This is a genomic window from Croceicoccus sp. YJ47, assembly GCF_016745095.1.
GTDB lineage: Bacteria > Pseudomonadota > Alphaproteobacteria > Sphingomonadales > Sphingomonadaceae > Croceicoccus.
This window is the reverse complement of record NZ_CP067087.1, coordinates 1,845,736-1,863,234: the sequence shown is the minus strand read 5'-3', so window position 1 is coordinate 1,863,234 and position 17,499 is coordinate 1,845,736. Positions and strand designations below refer to the sequence as shown.

Here is a 17,499-nt window from a genome sequence, read left to right as displayed (position 1 = left end):
CCTCAACCGGGGTACGCGCGCGCCGCCTATCGCGGTCCGAAGGCGTCCCGCATGGCGATGATGTGCCGCGCCTGTTTCAGATGCGGCATGTCGAGCATCTTTCCATCGAGCGCGACGACGCCTGCATCCGGCTCCGCATCGAAGGCCGCCACGACCGCCTCGGCATGGGAGATTTCGTCGGCAGACGGGCTGTAGGCCTCGTTGATCGGCTCCACCTGCGCGGGATGGATCGCCATCCGGCCCGCAAACCCCTCCCGCCGGGAGGAGAGCGAATCGGCCCGCAACCCCTCCAGATCGCGAAAATCGGGCCAGATCGCATCGATCGCGGCGACCCCTGCTGCCTTCGCCGCGAGGAGCATCATCGCCCGCACGGTCCGATAGGTCAGCGCCAGCCGCCCGTCCTCGCCGCGATTGCCCGCCGCACCGAGATCCGCGCTCAAATCCTCCGCTCCCCAGGTCAGCCCGAAAAGACGCGGCACCGCCCGCTCCGCATAGAGCGGAAGACGCAGCGCAGCCCCGGCCGTTTCCGTCGCCACCGGCAGGGTCCGGATCGACCCCGGCGCCAGCGAATCGCGAAGCTCCAGCACGTCGAGGCAATGGGACAGGCGGACAAGGTCGTCCGGTCCCGCGGCCTTGGGCAACATGATGCCCGCCGGCCCGCCCCGCACCACGGCGGCCAGATCGGCGAGCGCGTGTTCGCTGTCGAACGGATTGATGCGCACCCAGACCGCCGCACCGCCGCCGCGCGCATCGCGGAGCACTTCGGCCGCCATGGCACGGGCCGTATCCTTGCGCGCGGGCGCAACCGAATCCTCAAGATCGAGGATGATCGCGTCGGCACCCACCGATTGCGACTTGGCGATCTTCTTCTCGCTGTCCGCGGGCACGAACAACATGGATCGAACCGGGCGTGGCATGGGCATATCCGTCATGGGGTGGGCATCTGCTGGCTGGCGCAGTGGAAACCACCCCCGCCCGAAAGGACCGCGCCGCCGGGCAGGCCGACCGTCGCGCGATCCGGGAACAGCGCGGCAACCGCGGCCACCCCGTCGCCATCGTGGACGCTGCCGAAGGTCGGCACGACGACGAGATGGGTGGTGATGCAGAAATTCATGTAGCTGGCCGGTTCGACGAAATCGCCGTCGCTGATCAGGCCCGGCGACGGGACGTCGGCAATGTCCAGCCCGAAGGCGCGGGCGCGGTCCCGCGCATCCTCGTAAATCGCGCGATTGGGATCGTCTGCCCCCGTCGGCACGGGCAAGGCCAGCCGCCCCGGCGCGACAAAGCGGGCCAGATTGTCCACATGCCCATCGGTATGATCGTTCAGCAGCCCGTCACCGAGCCAGAGCACACGCTCGAAACCGAGGTCGCGGTTCAGCCGGTCCTCTATGTCACCCCGCGACAATTGCGGATTGCGATTGGGGTTGAGCAGGCATTGCTCCGTCGTGACGACAAGCCCGGTGCCGTCGGTGTCGATGGCCCCTCCCTCCAGGATCCAGTCGGCCACAACCGGCTCCATCCCGGCGTCGCGCGCCAGCGCCGCGCCGATGGTTTCGTCGCCCGCCATGCGATATTTGCCGCCCCAGCCATTGAAGCCGAACCGCCGCGCCCCGCGCCCGCCGGCGCCGTCCGACACGATGAGCGGCCCCGTATCGCGCAGCCATATATCGCCATATTCGCGCCGCTCCAGCGTAACGGCGGCCGACACCAGACTGCGCGCGCGCGCGTCGTTCGCCGCGTCGCGCACGAGCAGGCGCACCGCCTGCCCGCTTTCGGCGACGGCATTGGCGAAGGCGGCGATTTCCTCCTGCGCGCGGGCGAAAGCGGTAGGCCACTCCCCCGCATCATGGGGAAAGCCGATCCACAACCAGTCCTGCGGATGCCATTCGGGGGGCATCCGGTGCGTGTCATCCCTCATCGCGGCGTGGCTCAGCAACCGGTATCCGACGCGGCGCAGCTTTCATCGCGGATGCGGCGAAACTCGTCCCCGTCGAGCCAGTTCGGCCACGCGCCGGTATTCGCCAGCGACCGACCGAGCCGGTAGAACAGGCGCAGATCCTGCTCCGCCCCGTCCCAGTTCCAGTCGGGATCATATTCGTCCTGCGGCCCGTGATACCGGTTCTCGGTATAATCGGCCGCGGCCGCCGCGCCCGCCGCGGTGCCACCCTCGATCAGGTCCTCGCCCGATTCGACGTAGAACATCGGCACGCCGCGCTTTGCGAGGCTGAAATGGTCGGAGCGATAGTAATAGCCCTTTTCCGGGGTGGGTTCGGGCGTCGCCGTCCGGCCCAGTTCGCCGAGCGCATCGTCCAGATACGCGTCGAGCTGCGACTTGCCCCCGCCGACGACCACCACATCGTTCGCCGGCCCGGCCAGCGACAGCGCATCCATGTTCACCCCGCCCACCGTATGGTCGAGCGGGAAGACAGGATTCGCCGCGTAATATTCGCTTCCCAAAAGGCCCGATTCCTCCGCCGTGACCGCGACGAAGGCGATGGAGCGTTCGGGCGCGCCCGCCTTCACATGCGCCTCGGCTAGCGCGACGAGCGCGGCGGTGCCGGTGGCATTGTCGATCGCCCCGTTGCAGATGTCGTCGCCCGTTTCATCCGCCTTGCACCGGCCCAGATGGTCCCAGTGCGCGGTATAGAGCACGACCTCGTCCGGGCGCTCGCTTCCCGGAAGGACGCCGATGACATTGTTCGATTCGAAGCGCCGGATCGCGCTGTCGAAACCGAAGCTGGTCGTGACGCCGAGCGGCACGGCGGCAAAGCCCTTGCGCTTGGCCGCGGCGGTCATCGCGGCGAGATCCTGCCCCGCCATGGTCATGATCCGCTCCGCCATGGGCTTCTGGACCCAGCCGTTCGCCCGGGTCTGGCTCGCGCCGTCGTCGGCGGTCTGCGCATAGGCCTGCGCACCGGTCCAGCTCGATTCGACCACGTTCCAGCCATAGGCCGCCGGGAACGTGTCGTGCACGATGAGCGCGGCGGTCGCGCCCTGCCGCGCGGCTTCCTCGAATTTATAGGTCCAGCGCCCGTAATAGGTCATCGCCCGCCCGCCGAACGGCCCGTCGAGCGTGTCCGCATCATAATCGGGATCGTTGACGAGAATCAGCGCGGTCTTCCCGGTCATGTCGATGCCGGCATAATCGTTCCACCCCTTTTCGGGCGCGTTGATGCCGTATCCCACGAACACGATCTCGCTATCCTCGATCCGCGTTTCGGGGGTTACGCGGTAGCTGACCGCGACGTAATCGTCGCCGGGGGCAAGCTGCATGGACTGCCCGCCGCGCTCCACGATCATCGGCGAATAATCGGCGCCGGTCATCTCGACGAGCGGCACTTTCTGAACCCAGCTGCCATTGTTACCGGGTTGCAAGCCGGCCTTTGCAAAGCGGTCCTCCAGCAGCGCGATGGTCTTGCGCTCCCCCTCGGTGCCGGGCGCGCGCCCCTCGAACGCATCGCTGGAGAGGGTGCGCGTGACCGCCTTCATCGTGTCGATCGAGATTTCGGGCGCGCCATTGCCGGCCATCGCGGGGGCCGATCCGCTTTCCATCGTGGCGCAGGCGGCGAGCGAGGCGGCAAGCGCAGTCGATGCCGCCCATCGCCCGGCGTGCCGGCCCAGTCGTGCCCACGCCGCACACCCGAAGTTCGTCCGCGAAATCATTGCCATGTCGATACCGATCCTCATAAATCCTCGGCCGAGAGTGGCAGAGCAGGCCGCACCGGGCAAGCATGTCGCGCCCCGTCATGCCCGGTGCTATATCGCGCATCATGAAAGCCACCGTCATTCGCCAGATTGCGATCCTCGCCGCAATCGTGCCCGCCGCGTCCCTGCTCTTTGCCTGCTCCGCGCCGGAGGAGGCCGCCACCGCGCCATCCGCCGCCGACCCCGCGCAGACCGCTGCGGACGAAAGCGCCGCGATCTTTGCCCGGAATTTCCGCGCGATCGGGACCGATCCCTACTGGGCCGCGCATGTGACGGACGGACGGTTGCGCTACGTCACGCCGGAGGACCAGGAGGGCGTGACCGTGGACGTGACGCAGATTTCGCCTGCGGACAAGCTCGACATGATCGAGCTCAGCGGGACGATCGGCGACATCCCCTTCACGCTCAGCGGGCGGATCGAACCGTGTAGCGACGGGCTTTCGGACCGCGAATACCCCTATGGCGTCACGTTGCAGACGGACGACGAAACCATGACCGGCTGCGCCCGCCCTACCGACAGCCTGTGACGCCCTATGACGCAATGCAGCAATTCGTGTCGCGCAAGCGAAGTCGGCAGAATGATGCGAGCGCGAATTCCATTATAACGCACTGTTTTGTTGGTAAGATGCATAATTTGCAACATCGCTCGATCATTTCGCATTTGCACAAAGAAACGCGCTGGCCTATCTCGAAATGGCCTTACAGGCATCCTCTCCCAAAACTTAATGGCCCGGTCGGCTTGTCCGCCCGGGCCTTTTTTTGTCCTGACGTCACGTCCGGCCCATGCGCCCCGGCGCCGTGATCGAACATCGATTCGTGGCCTCTGCGGATTGCAAGGGCGGAACCCATCCCCATCTGATCCTTTGAACCCCGTAACGGGTGCTGGGCGACGCCTGTGCGGCGCGCCCTCAACGACAAGGAGCCTTTCATGGCGGATGCAGACGCGGGCACCGATACCCGCGAAGTGAAATTACAGGTCGCGGCGGCACGGCAGGAGGAATCGGGCCATGGCATCGCCCGCATCCCGCGCGACGCGATGGCGACGCTCGGCGTGACCGAGGGCGACATCATCGAGATCACGGGCAAGCGCACGACCCCTGCGCGCGCGCTGCAACCTTACCCCGAGGATGAGGGGCTGAACGTCATTCGGCTCGACGGGCTGGAACGCGGCAATGCCGAGGCCGGTTCGGGTGAGCATGTCGTGGTGAAAAAGGCCGAATCGCGCCCCGCCACCCGCGTGGTGTTCGCCCCCGCGCAAAAGGAAATGCGCCTGCAGGGGCCGGGACAGGCGTTGAAGCGCAATTTCTTCGGCCGCCCGCTGGTTGCCGGCGATCTCGTCGCGACGCGCGGACAGAAGCGGGTGAAGGACATGCCGCCTGAAATCGCGCGCATGTTCAACGCGCCCGCCTTTGCCCTCACGCAGATCCGCCTCACCGTCGTCAGCACCACGCCCAAGGGGATCGTGCACATCGACGAGAATACCGAGGTCGAGCTGAAAGCCGAGTTCGAGGCCCCGCGCGATGGCCGCGCCGAGGTCAATTACGACGATGTCGGCGGCATGGAGGAAACCATTCGCCAGCTGCGCGAAATGGTCGAGCTGCCGCTGCGCTACCCCGAATTGTTCACGCGTCTTGGCGTCGATCCGCCCAAGGGCGTGTTGCTGCACGGCCCGCCGGGCACGGGCAAGACGCGGCTCGCCCGCGCGGTGGCCAGTGAAAGCGATGCGAATTTCTTCACCATCAACGGCCCCGAAATCATGGGCTCCGCCTATGGCGAGAGCGAGAAGCGCCTGCGCCAGGTGTTCGAGGAAGCGCAGAAGAACGCCCCCGCCATCGTCTTCATCGACGAGCTGGATTCCATCGCGCCCAAGCGGAACAACACGCCGGGCGAGGCGGAAAAGCGGCTCGTCGCGCAATTGCTGACGCTGATGGACGGGCTGGAGGCGCGCTCGAATCTCGTCGTGATCGCCGCCACCAATCGCCCCGACGCCTTGGACGAGGCGCTGCGCCGGCCGGGCCGGTTCGACCGCGAGATCATCGTCGGCGTGCCGGATCAGACCGGGCGCGAGGAAATCATCGTCATCCACACCCGCGGCATGCCGCTGGCCGAGGATGTCGACCTCAAGGAACTCGCCCGCACCACGCATGGCTTCGTCGGGGCCGATATCGCCGCCCTGGCGCGCGAAGCCGCGATCGAGGCGGTGCGCCGCATCATGCCGAAGCTCGACCTCGACGCGCGGACCATCCCGCCCGAGGTGCTGGACAATCTCTCGGTGGAGCGCCGCGATTTCTCCAATGCGCTCAAACGCGTGCAGCCCTCCGCCATGCGCGAAGTCATGGTGCAGGCGCCGACCGTGGGCTGGGCCGACATCGGCGGCGTCGACGAGGCGACGGAGAAACTGCGCGAAGGCGTGGAACTGCCGCTGAAAAACCCGCAGGCGTTCAAGCAGCTCGGCATCCGCCCGGCGCAGGGGTTCCTCCTCTACGGCCCGCCCGGCACCGGCAAGACCCTGCTGGCCAAGGCCGTCGCGAAGGAAGCGGAGGCGAATTTCATCTCGATGAAATCGTCGGACCTCCTCTCCAAATGGTTTGGCGAGAGCGAGCAGCAGATCAGCCGGCTCTTTGCCCGCGCGCGGCAGGTCGCCCCCTGCGTCGTGTTCATCGACGAGATCGACAGCCTCGTGCCCGCACGCGGATCCGGCGGCAGCGAGCCGCAGGTGACGAGCCGGGTGGTCAACACCATCCTCGCCGAAATGGACGGGCTGGAGGAATTGCAGTCGGTCGTCGTCATCGGCGCCACCAATCGCCCGACGCTGGTCGACCCGGCCCTGCTGCGTCCCGGCCGTTTCGACGAGCTTGTCTATGTCGGCGCGCCGAGCGAGGACGGCCGCCTGCATATCCTCAAGATCCACACCGCGAACATGCCTCTGGCCGATGATGTCGACCTCACCCATGTGGCGGCGGAAACCGAGCGGTTCACCGGCGCCGATCTGGAGGATGTGGTGCGGCGGGCCGGCCTCAACGCGATCTCGCCGCGACGGGGGCGAGGTGCGCGTCGTCGAAATGGAGGATTTCCGCGAGGCGCTGAAGGATTCGCGCGCCACGGTGACGCAGAAGATGGAGCAGGAATACGCCAAGATGCGCGGCGAATTGAAACGGCGCGCGGCGGAGACCGGACCCATCGGCTTTATCTCGCCCGGCATGCTGACCCCGACGCGGGAAAACAAGCACGAGGATTGACGGCAAGGGATGAGGGGCGGTCGCCGGCGGCTGCCCCTTTGCCCCTACCCCGCCGAGGGCATCGCCGCGGCAGAGGGCGGGCCGCTCGCGCCGTCGATGCGCAGCGGTTCGGCGGCGAGCAGGCGATTGCGCACGATCGCATCCGGCATTTCGGCAGCGATCCACTGGATGAGCGCCTCGCGTATGTCGCAGCGCAGGTCGAACAGGGTCGGCGAATCTTTCGCGGTCATCAAAAACCGCACCTCGATCGCGTCGCGGGTCAGTTCGGTCACCTGCATATGCCGGACGCGTTTGTCCCAGCGCGCGTTGCTTTCGACCAGCTCCATGAACTTTTCGCGGATCGGATCGAGCTTCGTCATCGGATCGACGTAGAACATCACCGTGCCCAGCAATTGGGAGGTGGTCTTGGTCCAGTTCTGAAAAATCTCGTCGAGGAACTTGGAGGTCGGCACGACGAGCCGCCGCTCGTCCCACACCTTCACCACCACATATGTCGTGCGGATCTCCTCGATCCAGCCCCACTCGCCGCCGATGATGACGGCATCGCCGATGCGGATCGGCTCGGTCAGGGCGAGTTGCAGCCCCCCGATCAGCGATTTGAGCGCCGGTTGCGCCGCCGCACCCACGGCCAGCCCGGCAAGGCCCGCCGACGCCACCAGCGTCACCCCGATGTCGCGCACGACGGGAATCGACAACAGTACCAGCCCAGCCGTGATGAACACGATGAGCGCGGTGCCCAGCCGCGAAAAAATCTGCAATCGCGTGCGCCGTGCGCCGGGCACTCAGATTGTCCTCCACCGAAATATCGGTGCGCAGGATCATCGCCGCGATCAGCGCATGAAACAGCGACAACGCGATCCAGCCGAGCAGCGCCGGCAACACGAATCCGGCGATCGCCTCCCATAAAAGCGCGAGTTCGGGAATTTCCCCCGCGACGAAGACCAGCGCCACCGCCACCGCGGCATAGCGCGTGGGCTTCCGCATTTTTTCGAGCACGAGATTGTCGGCGGCGCTCCGGCTGGAACGCACCACCTTGCCCAGCAGGCCGAACGCCAGCCGATGCAGGACCAGCACACCCGCCACGGCCAGAACCAGTATGATGAGGTCCTGCCCCCATTCGACGACATGGGGCGGCAGGTTTGCAAACGGTGCGCGCATGGTTTCGAAATCCATGCGGGCGATGCTACGCATGGCTTTGCTGCAATGCAATATGGCGGTTCAGCCGTGCGGGATCCGCATGTTCACCTCGGCGCCGCGTTCGTCGAAATCGCGCTTGATACTGCCGTTGAGCTGCCGGGCGCTGCTTTCCATCAGCATGCTGCCGAACCCGCGCCGCTCGCCCGGTTCGGCGGGATGCGGACAGATTTCGCGCCATTTGAGGTGCAGTTCGCGCGTGTCGGACCCGGCGCCCGTATCGTCCAGGGACCAGTCGATCTCGATCCGCCCGCCCTCCTGCGACCAGGCGCCATATTTGACCGCATTGGTGGCAAGTTCGTGCAGGACGAGCCCGATCGGCGTCGCCTGCCGCATGGTCAGCCGCACCGGCGGGCCGGTGACATCCACCGGATTCTCGTCGGAGCGATAGGGCGCCAGCACCTTCTCGATCAGCGTGACGAGCTCCGCCTCGCTGTCGTCGCCGCCCTGCGTCGCCTCATGCGCGTCGAGCAGGGCGCGGATGCGGGCGGCGATGATTTCGGCGGTCTGCTGCGCGCCGGTCTGGCCCCGCGCGCTCATCTGCACGATGGCGAGGATGACCGCGAACAGATTCTTGACCCGGTGGTTCAACTCGTGAGCGAGGAGGTCGGCGCGGTCCTTCGCCTCGGCCAGTTCCTCCGCGCGGGAGGCGCGCTCCTCGCTCTGCGCCGCGCGGATCGACTGCGCAAAGCCCAGCACCAGCGCCGCCACGATTCCCAGCATCAGCGCCGAAAGCAAAGGCAGGACGCGATCCTCGTTGACGGCGGCATCCTCGGTCGCCTGCGACAGGATGGCCTGCTCGGTCGCTTCCATCTCGCTCAGCGCCTGGCGGAGCGCCTTCATCTCCTGCATGCCCTCCCGCGACAGGATGACCTGCTGCGCGTCGAGAATGCGGCCCTCGCGAATCATGCCGACCGTCCGGTCGAGCTCGGCAAACTTGGCCGCGCCATGCGCCTCGATCCGGGCGAACAGGGCGCGCTGCTCCGCGCTGCCTTCGGCGCGCACGAGCCGGTTCAGCCTGCGTAGCGCGCGGGGATAGAGCGCCCGCCCCATTTCGTAGGAGGCGAGGTAATCCCGGTCGAGCGTGATGAAATAGCCGCGCTGCCCCGTTTCGGCGTTGAGCGCCGCCCGGTCGAGATCGCGCAGCGCGCTCATCACCTGCATCGTGCGTTCGGCCTGCGCGCGTTCCTCGCGCTCGCTCGTGATCGTGTTCCACACCAGGAACAGCGCGCCCATCAACCCGATCGCGACGAGCAGGAACACCACGCGCGACGCGATCTTTCCCCCGCGTGGCGAGGGCGGCGCGTCGCCTTGTTCCGCCGGCGCGGCCAGCCTGCTCATGGCGTCCCTCTCCTTCGCCGGCGCGGATGGATCAATGCGCCGCGCCCCAGCTCGTCCCCGATCCTATATCGACACCCAGCGGAACGTCCAGCGTGACGGACGGTCCCGCCGCCTCGGCCATGACACGCTCGATCACGGGCGCGGCGGCCGCCACGTCGCCTTCGGGCAATTCGAAGACCAGCTCGTCATGCACCTGCAGCAGCATGCGCACATGGGGAAGGCCCGCCTCGCGCAGCGCGGGCAGCATGCGCACCATCGCCCGCTTGATGATGTCGGCGCTGGTGCCCTGAATCGGGGCGTTGATGGCGGCGCGCTCGCTTCCCGAGCGTTCGGCCTGGTTCTTGGAATTGATCCGGGGGAACCACGTCTTGCGCCCGAACAATGTCTCGGAATAGCCGCGCGCCCGCACCTGCTCCAGCGTGTGGACGATATAGCGTTGGATGCCGGGGAAGCGCTCGAAATAGGTGTCGATCATCGCCTGCGCCTCGTCCTGTCCGACGCCGAGCCGCCCGGCCAGACCCCAGCGCGATATGCCGTAGAGAATGGCGAAATTGATCGTCTTGGCCCGTGCGCGCGTATCGCGGTCGACGGTCCCGAACATCTCCTCCGCCGTGCGGCTGTGGATGTCCTGCCCCTGCGCAAAGGCTTCCTTCAACGCGGGCACATCGGCCATATGCGCGGCGAGGCGCAATTCGATCTGGCTGTAATCGGCTGCGAGCAGGACATGCCCCTTCTCCGCGACGAAGGCATCCCGGATGCGGCGGCCGGTTTCGGTGCGGATGGGGATGTTCTGCAAATTGGGATCGGTGGACGACAGCCGCCCGGTCTGCGCACCGACGAGGCTGTAGCTGGTATGCACGCGCCCGGTGTCGGGGTTGATCGCCTGTTGCAGCGCCTCGGTATAGGTGGAGCGCAATTTCGACAATTGCCGCCAGTCGAGCACGCGCGCGGCCATGTCGACCCCCTCCCCGGCCAGCGATTCCAGCACCGACTGATCCGTGGAATATTGCCCGCTCTTGCCCTTTTTCCCGCCCTTCAAACCCATCTTGTCGAACAGGATCTCGCCCAGCTGTTTCGGGCTGCCGACGGCGAATTCCTCGCCGGCGAGCGTGTGGATCTGCGCCTCGAACGTGGCCATCTGTCCGGCGAATTCCTCCGACATGGCGGCGAGTTCGGCCCGGTCCACCTTGATGCCCTCGCGCTCCATCGCGGCGACCACGGGGACGAGCGGGCGATCGACGTTGTCGTAAATTTTCGTGCCGCCCTCATCGGCCAGACGGTGGCGCAACACGCGTTGCAGGCGCCAAGTCACATCGGCATCCTCGGCGGCATAGCGTGTCGCCTTGTCCAGCGGGACGGCGCCGAAGGGGATCTGCTTCTTCCCCGTGCCGCAGATGTCCTTGAACGTCAGAGTCGTGTGACCGAGATGCGTTTCGGACAGCGAATCCATCCCATGCGCATTGCCGATCCCGCCCCCGCCACGCCCGGCATCCAGCGCGAAGGACAGGATCATCGTGTCGTCGATGGGCGCCACCTCAACCCCGTGCCGCGCCAGCACGTTGAGATCATATTTGATGTTCTGCCCGATTTTCAGCACCGCATCGCTGATCAGCAGCGGGCGCAACCGGTCGAGCGCCACCTCGCGGTCGATCTGCTCGGGCCGTTCCTCGAACATGTCGTCGCTGCCGTGGCCGAGCGGGATGTAGCATGCATCATTGGGGCCCAGCGCCAGGCTGATCCCCGTCAGCTCCGCCCGCATCGCGTCGAGCGCGCTGGTTTCCGTATCGATGGCCACGGCGCGCGCGGCAAAGGCACGCTCGATCCACGCGTCGAGCCGTTCGACGCTCTGCACGCATTCATAGCTGTCGAGATCGGGCTTCGGCATGTCGGCGAGCGGCTGGCGCGTGCCGGCTTTCTCGCCCGCGGTCTGCGGTTTCGCCGGGTTGAGCTCGGTCGGGCGCGACGGGCTCCCCGCCCCGTTGCCCAGCCGTTTCAGCAGGCTGTGAAAGCCGTGGGTTTCGAGAAATTGCGCCAGCGGTTCGGGTGGAATGCCGTTAAGCGCGAAATCCTCGATCGGCGTCGGCAGGTCGCAATCCTCCCGCAAAGCCACGAGGCGGCGGGACAGGCGCGCCATCTCGCTATGCTCGATCAGGTTTTCGCGCATCTTGGACTTCTTCATGTCCGGCGCGGCGGCCAGCACGCTTTCGAGGTCGCCATATTCGTTGATCAGCTTCTCGGCGGTTTTCGGTCCGATCCCCTTCACGCCGGGAATATTGTCCACCGCATCGCCCATCAACGCGAGCACATCGCCCAGCTTTTCGGGCGGCACGCCGAATTTCTCGACCACCTCGGCGGTTTCGATCCGCGCGTTCTTCATCGTGTCGAGCATGTCGATGCATCCGCCCTCCACGCCGTCGTCCGCGTCGGAACACACGCCGACGAGCTGCATCAGATCCTTGTCCGACGACACGATCGTCACGTCCCAGCCGCGCCGCGTCGCCGCGCGGGCATAGGATGCGATAAGGTCGTCCGCCTCCAGATCGTCCTCCTCGATACAGGGGAGCGAAAAGGCCCGCGTGGCATCGCGGATGAGCGGGAATTGCGGCTTCAGATCCTCCGGCGGGGGTGGGCGATGCGCCTTGTAATCGGGATAGAGGTCGTTGCGGAACGAATGCGACGCCTTGTCGAGAATCACGGCCAGATGGGTCGGCCCGTCCGCCTCGTCGAGATCCTGCGCCAGCTTCCACAGCATGGTGGTATAGCCATAGACCGCACCGACCGGCGTGCCCTCCGGATTGGTCAGCGGCGGCAGGCGGTGATAGGCGCGAAAGATATAGGCCGAGCCATCGACCAGGTAGAGATGCGGTTTGCGGCCCGCCGCGTCATCGCCGGCCCTTTGGGAAAGATCGTTCATGCCCGCCCGAGTAGCACCGGGCGCGGGCAAGGTCATCCATTCTTGGCGAACCGCATTGCCGGGCGGGGCGCGCCCTGTGCGAAAAATGACGGCTCGCCCTATTCCCGTCACATTGTGGGGTTAAGAAAATCTGGCGTCTCGTGAAATATCGCTTGCGCTGCCTTATTTTCGCCCTTATTTACGGTTGCAGAGCCCGCCCGTGAAGGTCGGTTCGCATGCGGTCCGCCATCGCGGCCCATGTTCAACGAAATAAGGATGCATATCTATGCGTAAGATCATTCTCGCCGCTGCCATCGCCGGTTCCGCTCTGACCCTGACCGCTTGCTCGGAAGGCACGGAAGAGAACGCGGAAATGACCGCTGACTCGATGGCTGCTGACACCGAAGCCAACATGGACGCCGCTGGCGCCGAGATGGAAGAGCTGGGCACCGAGACCGAAATGATGGCTGACGATGTCGCCACCGACGTCGACCAGGCTGCTGCCGAAGCCGAAGCCGACATGCAGGACGAGACGGTTGCCGAAGCGCAGGCCGACTAATCCTTACGCATTCGCGTAAAGAATTGGGGCGCGAGGGATATCCTTCGCGCCCTTTTTCGTGCCTGCATTTCGGCCACGCACCGCCCCTGTCGCACGATTACGGCCTGTTCTCGCCCTATTCCGGCTCTGGGCCAAGCGCGCGCAGGACGGCCTCGACCTGCCGCTCCACTGGCATGTCGCCCTTGACCAGGATCGCGTTTTCGTCCGCATCGGGCCGTTCCAGCACCGCACATTGATCGGCCAGTAGCGCCGGCGGCATGAAATGCCCCTCGCGCCCGGTCATCCGCGCATGCAATTGCGCCATGGTCAGCTCGGGCAGGACGAACCGCACATCCGGGCAAGCCGCCCGCAACCCGTCCCGATAATCACGTTTGAGCGCGGAACAGCTCGCCACCGCGCCATCCGATGCGGCAAGCGCATGCCCCAGCGCGCGGAGCCACGGCATCCGGTCCGCATCGTCGAGCGCGTGACCCGCCGCCATTTTCGCCACATTGGTAGGCCCGTGCAGATCGTCCCCCTCGATGAAAGGGACCGCAAGCCTGTCGGCAAGCGCGCGGCCGAGCGTGGACTTACCGCACCCGCTCGGCCCCATGATGCACAGATGCGTCAAGGGGTACGGCGACCCGCCTCGTTCCCGGCATAGCGATTCTGGGCAAACCCGTTGTAGAGCGTGCGCGCGATGGACGCGATCTTCTGGCTGCGCTGTGCCCGGCCGCCCTGCCCGGTGACGTAGATCGCCATGACGATCACGCGCCCGTCGGGCATTTCGACAAAGCCGACGTCGCTCGCCGTATTGTTGAGCGTGCCTGTCTTGTGCCCGAATTCCACGCCGGAGGGCAGGCCCGCCTTGATCCGGCTGCGCCCGGTCACGGTGCGGGTCATCGCGCCGATGACCACGTCGCGGCTTCTGGGGCTGAGCCATTTGCCCTGATACAGGCCGGCGATAAGCTCGACCATTTCGGCGGGCGGCGTGCTGTCGCGCTCATCCACCACGAGGGCGGGATCGAACTCGCCATCGTCGCGCACCAATGTCGCGATGTCGCGGTCGATACGCTGCCGATCGATGCCGGCGCTGCGCAGCCAGGCGGTCACCGCCTTCGGCCCGCCGACCGCGGCCAGCATCGCATCGGTCGCGGTGTTGTCGCTGCGCGTGATCATCAGCTCGATCAGGCTTTGCGCGGTGAGCATCATGCCCGGCTTCACCGGGGCGACGGGCGTCGAAAATGCCTTCGACGCGACCGGGATCATCAACGGATATTTATGTTGAAGACTGTAACGCCCGGCATCCACACCGGCGAGGAACGTCGCCGCGATCGCGATTTTCGACGTGCTGGCCATGGGGAAGGCCTGCTCCCCCAGGATGGAAACCTCCGCCCCGGTATTAAGATCGAGCGCGGCGACACCGATGCGGCCATTGTCCGGCTGCGCCACGGCAAAGAGCGCCTGACGCAGCGCGGGCGGCACGTCGCGCACCCGTTCGCGCCCGTCGAGAACGGCGCCGTTCTCGCTCTTCAAGAATTCCTCGAAGCTCTGCGCCTGCGCGGCGCCGGCGGTCATCGCGAGACCGGCGGCGCCAAGGCCCATTGCGGCAAATGCGGACATCGCCGTCCGCCGGATGTTCGTAAGGTTCAGTCCCAGCATGTCTTCCCCGATAGCATGGTGAGCGTTGGCCAAAGATTAACGGGGCCAAAGATTAACGCGCCCAAAGATTAACGGGCACGACGAAATGGTAAAGCCCCGCCGTGCCCGTTCCATGCCATCATTCGGAGGCCAGGATCCCCTCCACCATATTGGCGGCGATGGGGTGGTAGCCGGACCGCGATTGCGCAAAGGCGGAGCGCGCGATTTCCATGCCCCAATCGCCCTGCTCCACAAGCCCCGCATAGATCGGCCGGATGAGCAGCATCCGCCCCACATTGTCGAGGAACGCGCGCATCGCCGGCACCGCCGGTTCGTAACGATTGGCAATGGCCAGTTCGAACCACGCCGATTGCACATAGGCGTTGCCGCTGTTCGACAGGGTCAGCGCATTGTCCAGCTCGGCAAGGCGCGCGGCATCCTGCGTCCGGTCGATCCCGCGCAGGAAGCGCAGCCATTGCTGCGTCGCCCAGCCCTCGGTGTCGACCGCAGAGGCCGGGCCGCCCGCGTTGAACGCGGCAAGCTGCGCATCGACGGCCTTCAATGTCTCCGATTCGGGATGCACCGCATTGCCGGGCAGGCCGGGCCCGTAGATCCAGTCCTCGACCCCGATGGCCGCGAATTCCGCATCGGTCAAAAGATTGGCGCGCATGTCCGCGATCAGCCCCGCGCTCGTCTGCGGCTGAAACGCGAAGCGGTCGAAATAGGACCGCAGCCACGCATCGAACCTGTCACGCCCCACCGCCTTTTCCACGGTGCGCAGGAAGGTGCTGCCCTTGAAATAATCGAGCTGCCCGGCGGTTTCGCCCGGTTCGCCATGCAGGCGGGTCGAGGGCGCATCCATGCCGCCCGCGTCGTCGATGTCCGCGATCATCGCACCCCAGTCGAGATCGGCATACATCGCCGCCCGCTCCGCACCATAGAGCGATTCCATGATGCGGTTTTCGAAATAGGTGGTGAACCCTTCGTTGAGCCAGCTGTCGCGCCAGCTCGCATTGGTGACCAGATTGCCCGACCAGCTATGCGCCAGCTCGTGCGCGACGACATCGGTATTGGACCGGTCGCCGGTGAGCAGCGTCGGCGTCAGGAACGTCATCACCGGGTTTTCCATCCCGCCATAGGGGAAGGACGGCGGCAGCAGCAGCATGTCGTACCGGCCCCAGCGATACGGCCCGTAAAGATCCTCCGCCGCGTCGATCATCGCCTCGACATCGCCGAATTCCTCGGCTGCGGCATCCACCATCGACGGCTCCGCCCACACGCCCGACCGTGGGCCGAGATCGCGATGGGTAAGATCGCCCACCGCCAGCGCGATGAGATAGGGCGGCACCGGGTTGTCCATGACGAAACCATAGCTGGTCCAGCCATTGCCCCATTCGTGCATGTCCCCGGCCTGCCGCACGCCGCTCATCACGGGGACGAGCCCCTCTGGCACCGTGATGCGCGCGTCCCAGCTTTGCCGGATGCCGGGACTGTCCTGCGTCGGGATCCAGCTGCGGTTGCTGATCGGCTGGCCCTGGCTGAAGAGGAACGGCTTCTCACCGCCGGCCGTGGCCTCGGGCGGGAGCCATTGGAGCGCGCTCGCATCGGGCGCGGACACATAGTCGATCCGCACCTGCCGCGCATCGCCGATGGCGATCGTGAGCGGACGCCCCAGCGCCTCGCCCATGGCATCGACATTCTTTGCCGCGCCGAGTTCGTAGGACAGCGGATTGCCCTCGCCATCGGTTACGGTGCCGATCTGCAGACCCGCATCGTCGAGCACCAGCGTATCGGCATCGTCGCCGGCGGTGATGTCGAGCGTGGCGGTGCCGTAAATGCGGCGATTGTCGAAATCGGTGACGAGGTCGAGCGAGACATGGCTCACCCGCGCCTCGGCCGGTTCGGCATAGGTCCACGCATCCTGCGCCTCCGGCGTGGTCAGCACGGGGGCGGGCGCCTGCCGGTCCTGTGCATGGGCGGAAAGGGCGGGCACCATCGCGATCGCGGCGACGGAAAGGGCAAGCGTTGCTTTACGGATCATCGAATTTCCTGAAATCATGGGCGCTGCAATTAAAGCATCCCGCATGTTGAAAAGCTGAACGATAACGCCAGCGGTGCGCGCGGCGCGGTCAGTCCGGCGGCGTCTGCGGCTTCGATGCGTCGATGGCGCGCGATTGCGCCTTTCTGCGCCGCAGATTGGCCCGCAATTGCGCGGCGAGGCGTTCTTCGCGCGAAAGGGTGTCGGGCCGGGGCTCGGCTTCGGGTTTTTCGCCATGGGAGACGGGAGCATCGTTCATGCGCATGTGATGGCAAGCCTGTCCGCACATCGCAAGCGCCTTGACAATGACGCAGCCGCCCGCCAATAGCGCGCCCTCGACACCGGGCGGACGCAAGGCCCGGCGGTCGGCACGTGCTGCTGTAGCTCAGTGGTAGAGCGCGTCATTGGTAATGACGAGGTCGGGAGTTCAATCCTCCCCAGCAGCACCATTTTCCCCGAAATCGCAATCCGGCGCCCCACCGACCCGCCCCGCCCCGCCCAAGCGGAACATGCGGAAGCGCGCCGCATCGTGTGCCCGGCGAGATCGTGCGTCCTGCGAATCAGGCGCGCAGATCGCTCCATTCGGGATGCTTGCGAAACGCCGCCTCGACATAGCTGCATTGGGGTACGATGCGAAAACCCTCTTCCTTCGCATCGGCGATCAGCGCCTCGACAAGCTGCGCGGCAACGCCCTGCCCGCCGATCGCCGGGGGGACCAGCGTGTGATCGGCAACGCGCACATCCGCCCCGCGCATCTTGTAGGTCAGGCGCCCGATCGCGTCGGCGCCTTCGACCGCGGCGTGATATTCGCCGCCATCGGCAGCCGCGTGGTGGGTAATCGTGGTCTTGGCCATGGTGCTATGCTCCTTTGCCCGATCAACCGACCGGGCGTGGCAGCGTTCCAGCATGC

At 66.1% G+C, this 17,499-nt stretch carries 14 protein-coding genes, 1 tRNA gene and 1 pseudogene; 5 read left to right on the top strand and 11 right to left on the bottom strand.

Annotated elements, in window-relative coordinates:
- Positions 1 to 26: 26 nt before the first annotated feature.
- The 3 genes from JD971_RS09100 to JD971_RS09090 are packed head-to-tail and all read right to left on the bottom strand — an operon-like array spanning position 27 to position 3,552.
- Positions 27 to 896, bottom strand: a complete 870-nt coding sequence (locus JD971_RS09100) for a CoA ester lyase (RefSeq protein ID WP_236672019.1) — start codon at positions 894 to 896, stop codon at positions 27 to 29.
- Positions 897 to 928: 32 nt separating this feature from the next.
- Positions 929 to 1,897 (bottom strand): agmatine deiminase family protein, encoded by a 969-nt coding sequence (locus JD971_RS09095; RefSeq protein WP_202082790.1) that lies wholly within the window; start codon positions 1,895 to 1,897, stop codon positions 929 to 931.
- Between the two features lie 32 nt (positions 1,898 to 1,929).
- Positions 1,930 to 3,552: a M28 family metallopeptidase gene (locus JD971_RS09090; RefSeq protein WP_236672388.1), complete on the bottom strand. Its 1,623-nt coding sequence runs from the start codon at positions 3,550 to 3,552 to the stop codon at positions 1,930 to 1,932.
- A 218-nt stretch (positions 3,553 to 3,770) separates the two neighbouring features.
- Here JD971_RS09090 and JD971_RS09085 point away from each other — a divergent pair, with 218 nt between their 5' ends.
- Both JD971_RS09085 and JD971_RS09080 read left to right on the top strand, forming a co-directional pair.
- Positions 3,771 to 4,232 (top strand): hypothetical protein, encoded by a 462-nt coding sequence (locus JD971_RS09085; RefSeq protein WP_202082788.1) that lies wholly within the window; start codon positions 3,771 to 3,773, stop codon positions 4,230 to 4,232.
- Positions 4,233 to 4,633: 401 nt separating this feature from the next.
- Positions 4,634 to 6,944: pseudogene (locus tag JD971_RS09080) on the top strand (CDC48 family AAA ATPase).
- A 44-nt stretch (positions 6,945 to 6,988) separates the two neighbouring features.
- Here the strand turns inward: JD971_RS09080 and JD971_RS16595 are convergent.
- Positions 6,989 to 7,666: a mechanosensitive ion channel family protein gene (locus JD971_RS16595; RefSeq protein ID WP_236672018.1), complete on the bottom strand. Its 678-nt coding sequence runs from the start codon at positions 7,664 to 7,666 to the stop codon at positions 6,989 to 6,991.
- Between the two features lies 1 nt (position 7,667).
- On the opposite strand from JD971_RS16595, the gene JD971_RS16590 reads away from it, so the two are divergent.
- Positions 7,668 to 7,850: a hypothetical protein gene (locus JD971_RS16590; protein ID WP_236672017.1), complete on the top strand. Its 183-nt coding sequence runs from the start codon at positions 7,668 to 7,670 to the stop codon at positions 7,848 to 7,850.
- Positions 7,851 to 8,162: 312 nt separating this feature from the next.
- Here the strand turns inward: JD971_RS16590 and JD971_RS09070 are convergent, their stop codons facing one another.
- Together JD971_RS09070 and polA are read right to left on the bottom strand one after the other, a co-directional pair.
- Positions 8,163 to 9,479 carry a sensor histidine kinase gene (locus tag JD971_RS09070; protein ID WP_202082786.1) on the bottom strand — a complete coding sequence of 439 codons (1,317 nt, stop codon included), beginning with the start codon at positions 9,477 to 9,479 and terminating at the stop codon, positions 8,163 to 8,165.
- A 31-nt stretch (positions 9,480 to 9,510) separates the two neighbouring features.
- On the bottom strand, positions 9,511 to 12,393 hold the full coding sequence (gene polA / locus JD971_RS09065; protein ID WP_202082784.1) for a DNA polymerase I: 2,883 nt from the start codon (positions 12,391 to 12,393) through the stop codon (positions 9,511 to 9,513).
- Between the two features lie 265 nt (positions 12,394 to 12,658).
- Between polA and JD971_RS09060 the strand changes: the two genes are divergently transcribed.
- On the top strand, positions 12,659 to 12,931 hold the full coding sequence (locus JD971_RS09060; RefSeq protein WP_202082782.1) for a hypothetical protein: 273 nt from the start codon (positions 12,659 to 12,661) through the stop codon (positions 12,929 to 12,931).
- 115 nt (positions 12,932 to 13,046) lie between these two features.
- Here JD971_RS09060 and JD971_RS09055 read toward each other — a convergent pair whose 3' ends face one another.
- The 4 genes from JD971_RS09055 to JD971_RS09040 all read right to left on the bottom strand — a co-directional run bounded on the left by JD971_RS09055 (position 13,047) and on the right by JD971_RS09040 (position 16,848).
- Positions 13,047 to 13,541, bottom strand: a complete 495-nt coding sequence (locus JD971_RS09055) for a gluconokinase (RefSeq protein WP_236672016.1) — start codon at positions 13,539 to 13,541, stop codon at positions 13,047 to 13,049.
- On the bottom strand, positions 13,538 to 14,488 hold the full coding sequence (locus JD971_RS09050; RefSeq protein ID WP_202082780.1) for a serine hydrolase: 951 nt from the start codon (positions 14,486 to 14,488) through the stop codon (positions 13,538 to 13,540). Before JD971_RS09050 ends, JD971_RS09055 begins: the two co-directional genes overlap by 4 nt.
- 202 nt (positions 14,489 to 14,690) lie before the next feature.
- A complete protein-coding gene (locus JD971_RS09045; RefSeq protein WP_202082778.1) occupies positions 14,691 to 16,592 on the bottom strand; it encodes a M1 family metallopeptidase in 1,902 nt (633 codons plus the stop codon).
- Between the two features lie 88 nt (positions 16,593 to 16,680).
- On the bottom strand, positions 16,681 to 16,848 hold the full coding sequence (locus JD971_RS09040) for a hypothetical protein (protein WP_202082776.1): 168 nt from the start codon (positions 16,846 to 16,848) through the stop codon (positions 16,681 to 16,683).
- A 115-nt stretch (positions 16,849 to 16,963) separates the two neighbouring features.
- Here JD971_RS09040 and JD971_RS09035 point away from each other — a divergent pair.
- Positions 16,964 to 17,038, top strand: a tRNA-Thr gene (locus JD971_RS09035).
- Between the two features lie 111 nt (positions 17,039 to 17,149).
- On the opposite strand, the gene JD971_RS09030 is transcribed toward JD971_RS09035, so the two are convergent.
- Positions 17,150 to 17,443, bottom strand: a complete 294-nt coding sequence (locus tag JD971_RS09030) for a GNAT family N-acetyltransferase (protein WP_202082774.1) — start codon at positions 17,441 to 17,443, stop codon at positions 17,150 to 17,152.
- Between the last annotated feature and the right edge of the window lie 56 nt (positions 17,444 to 17,499).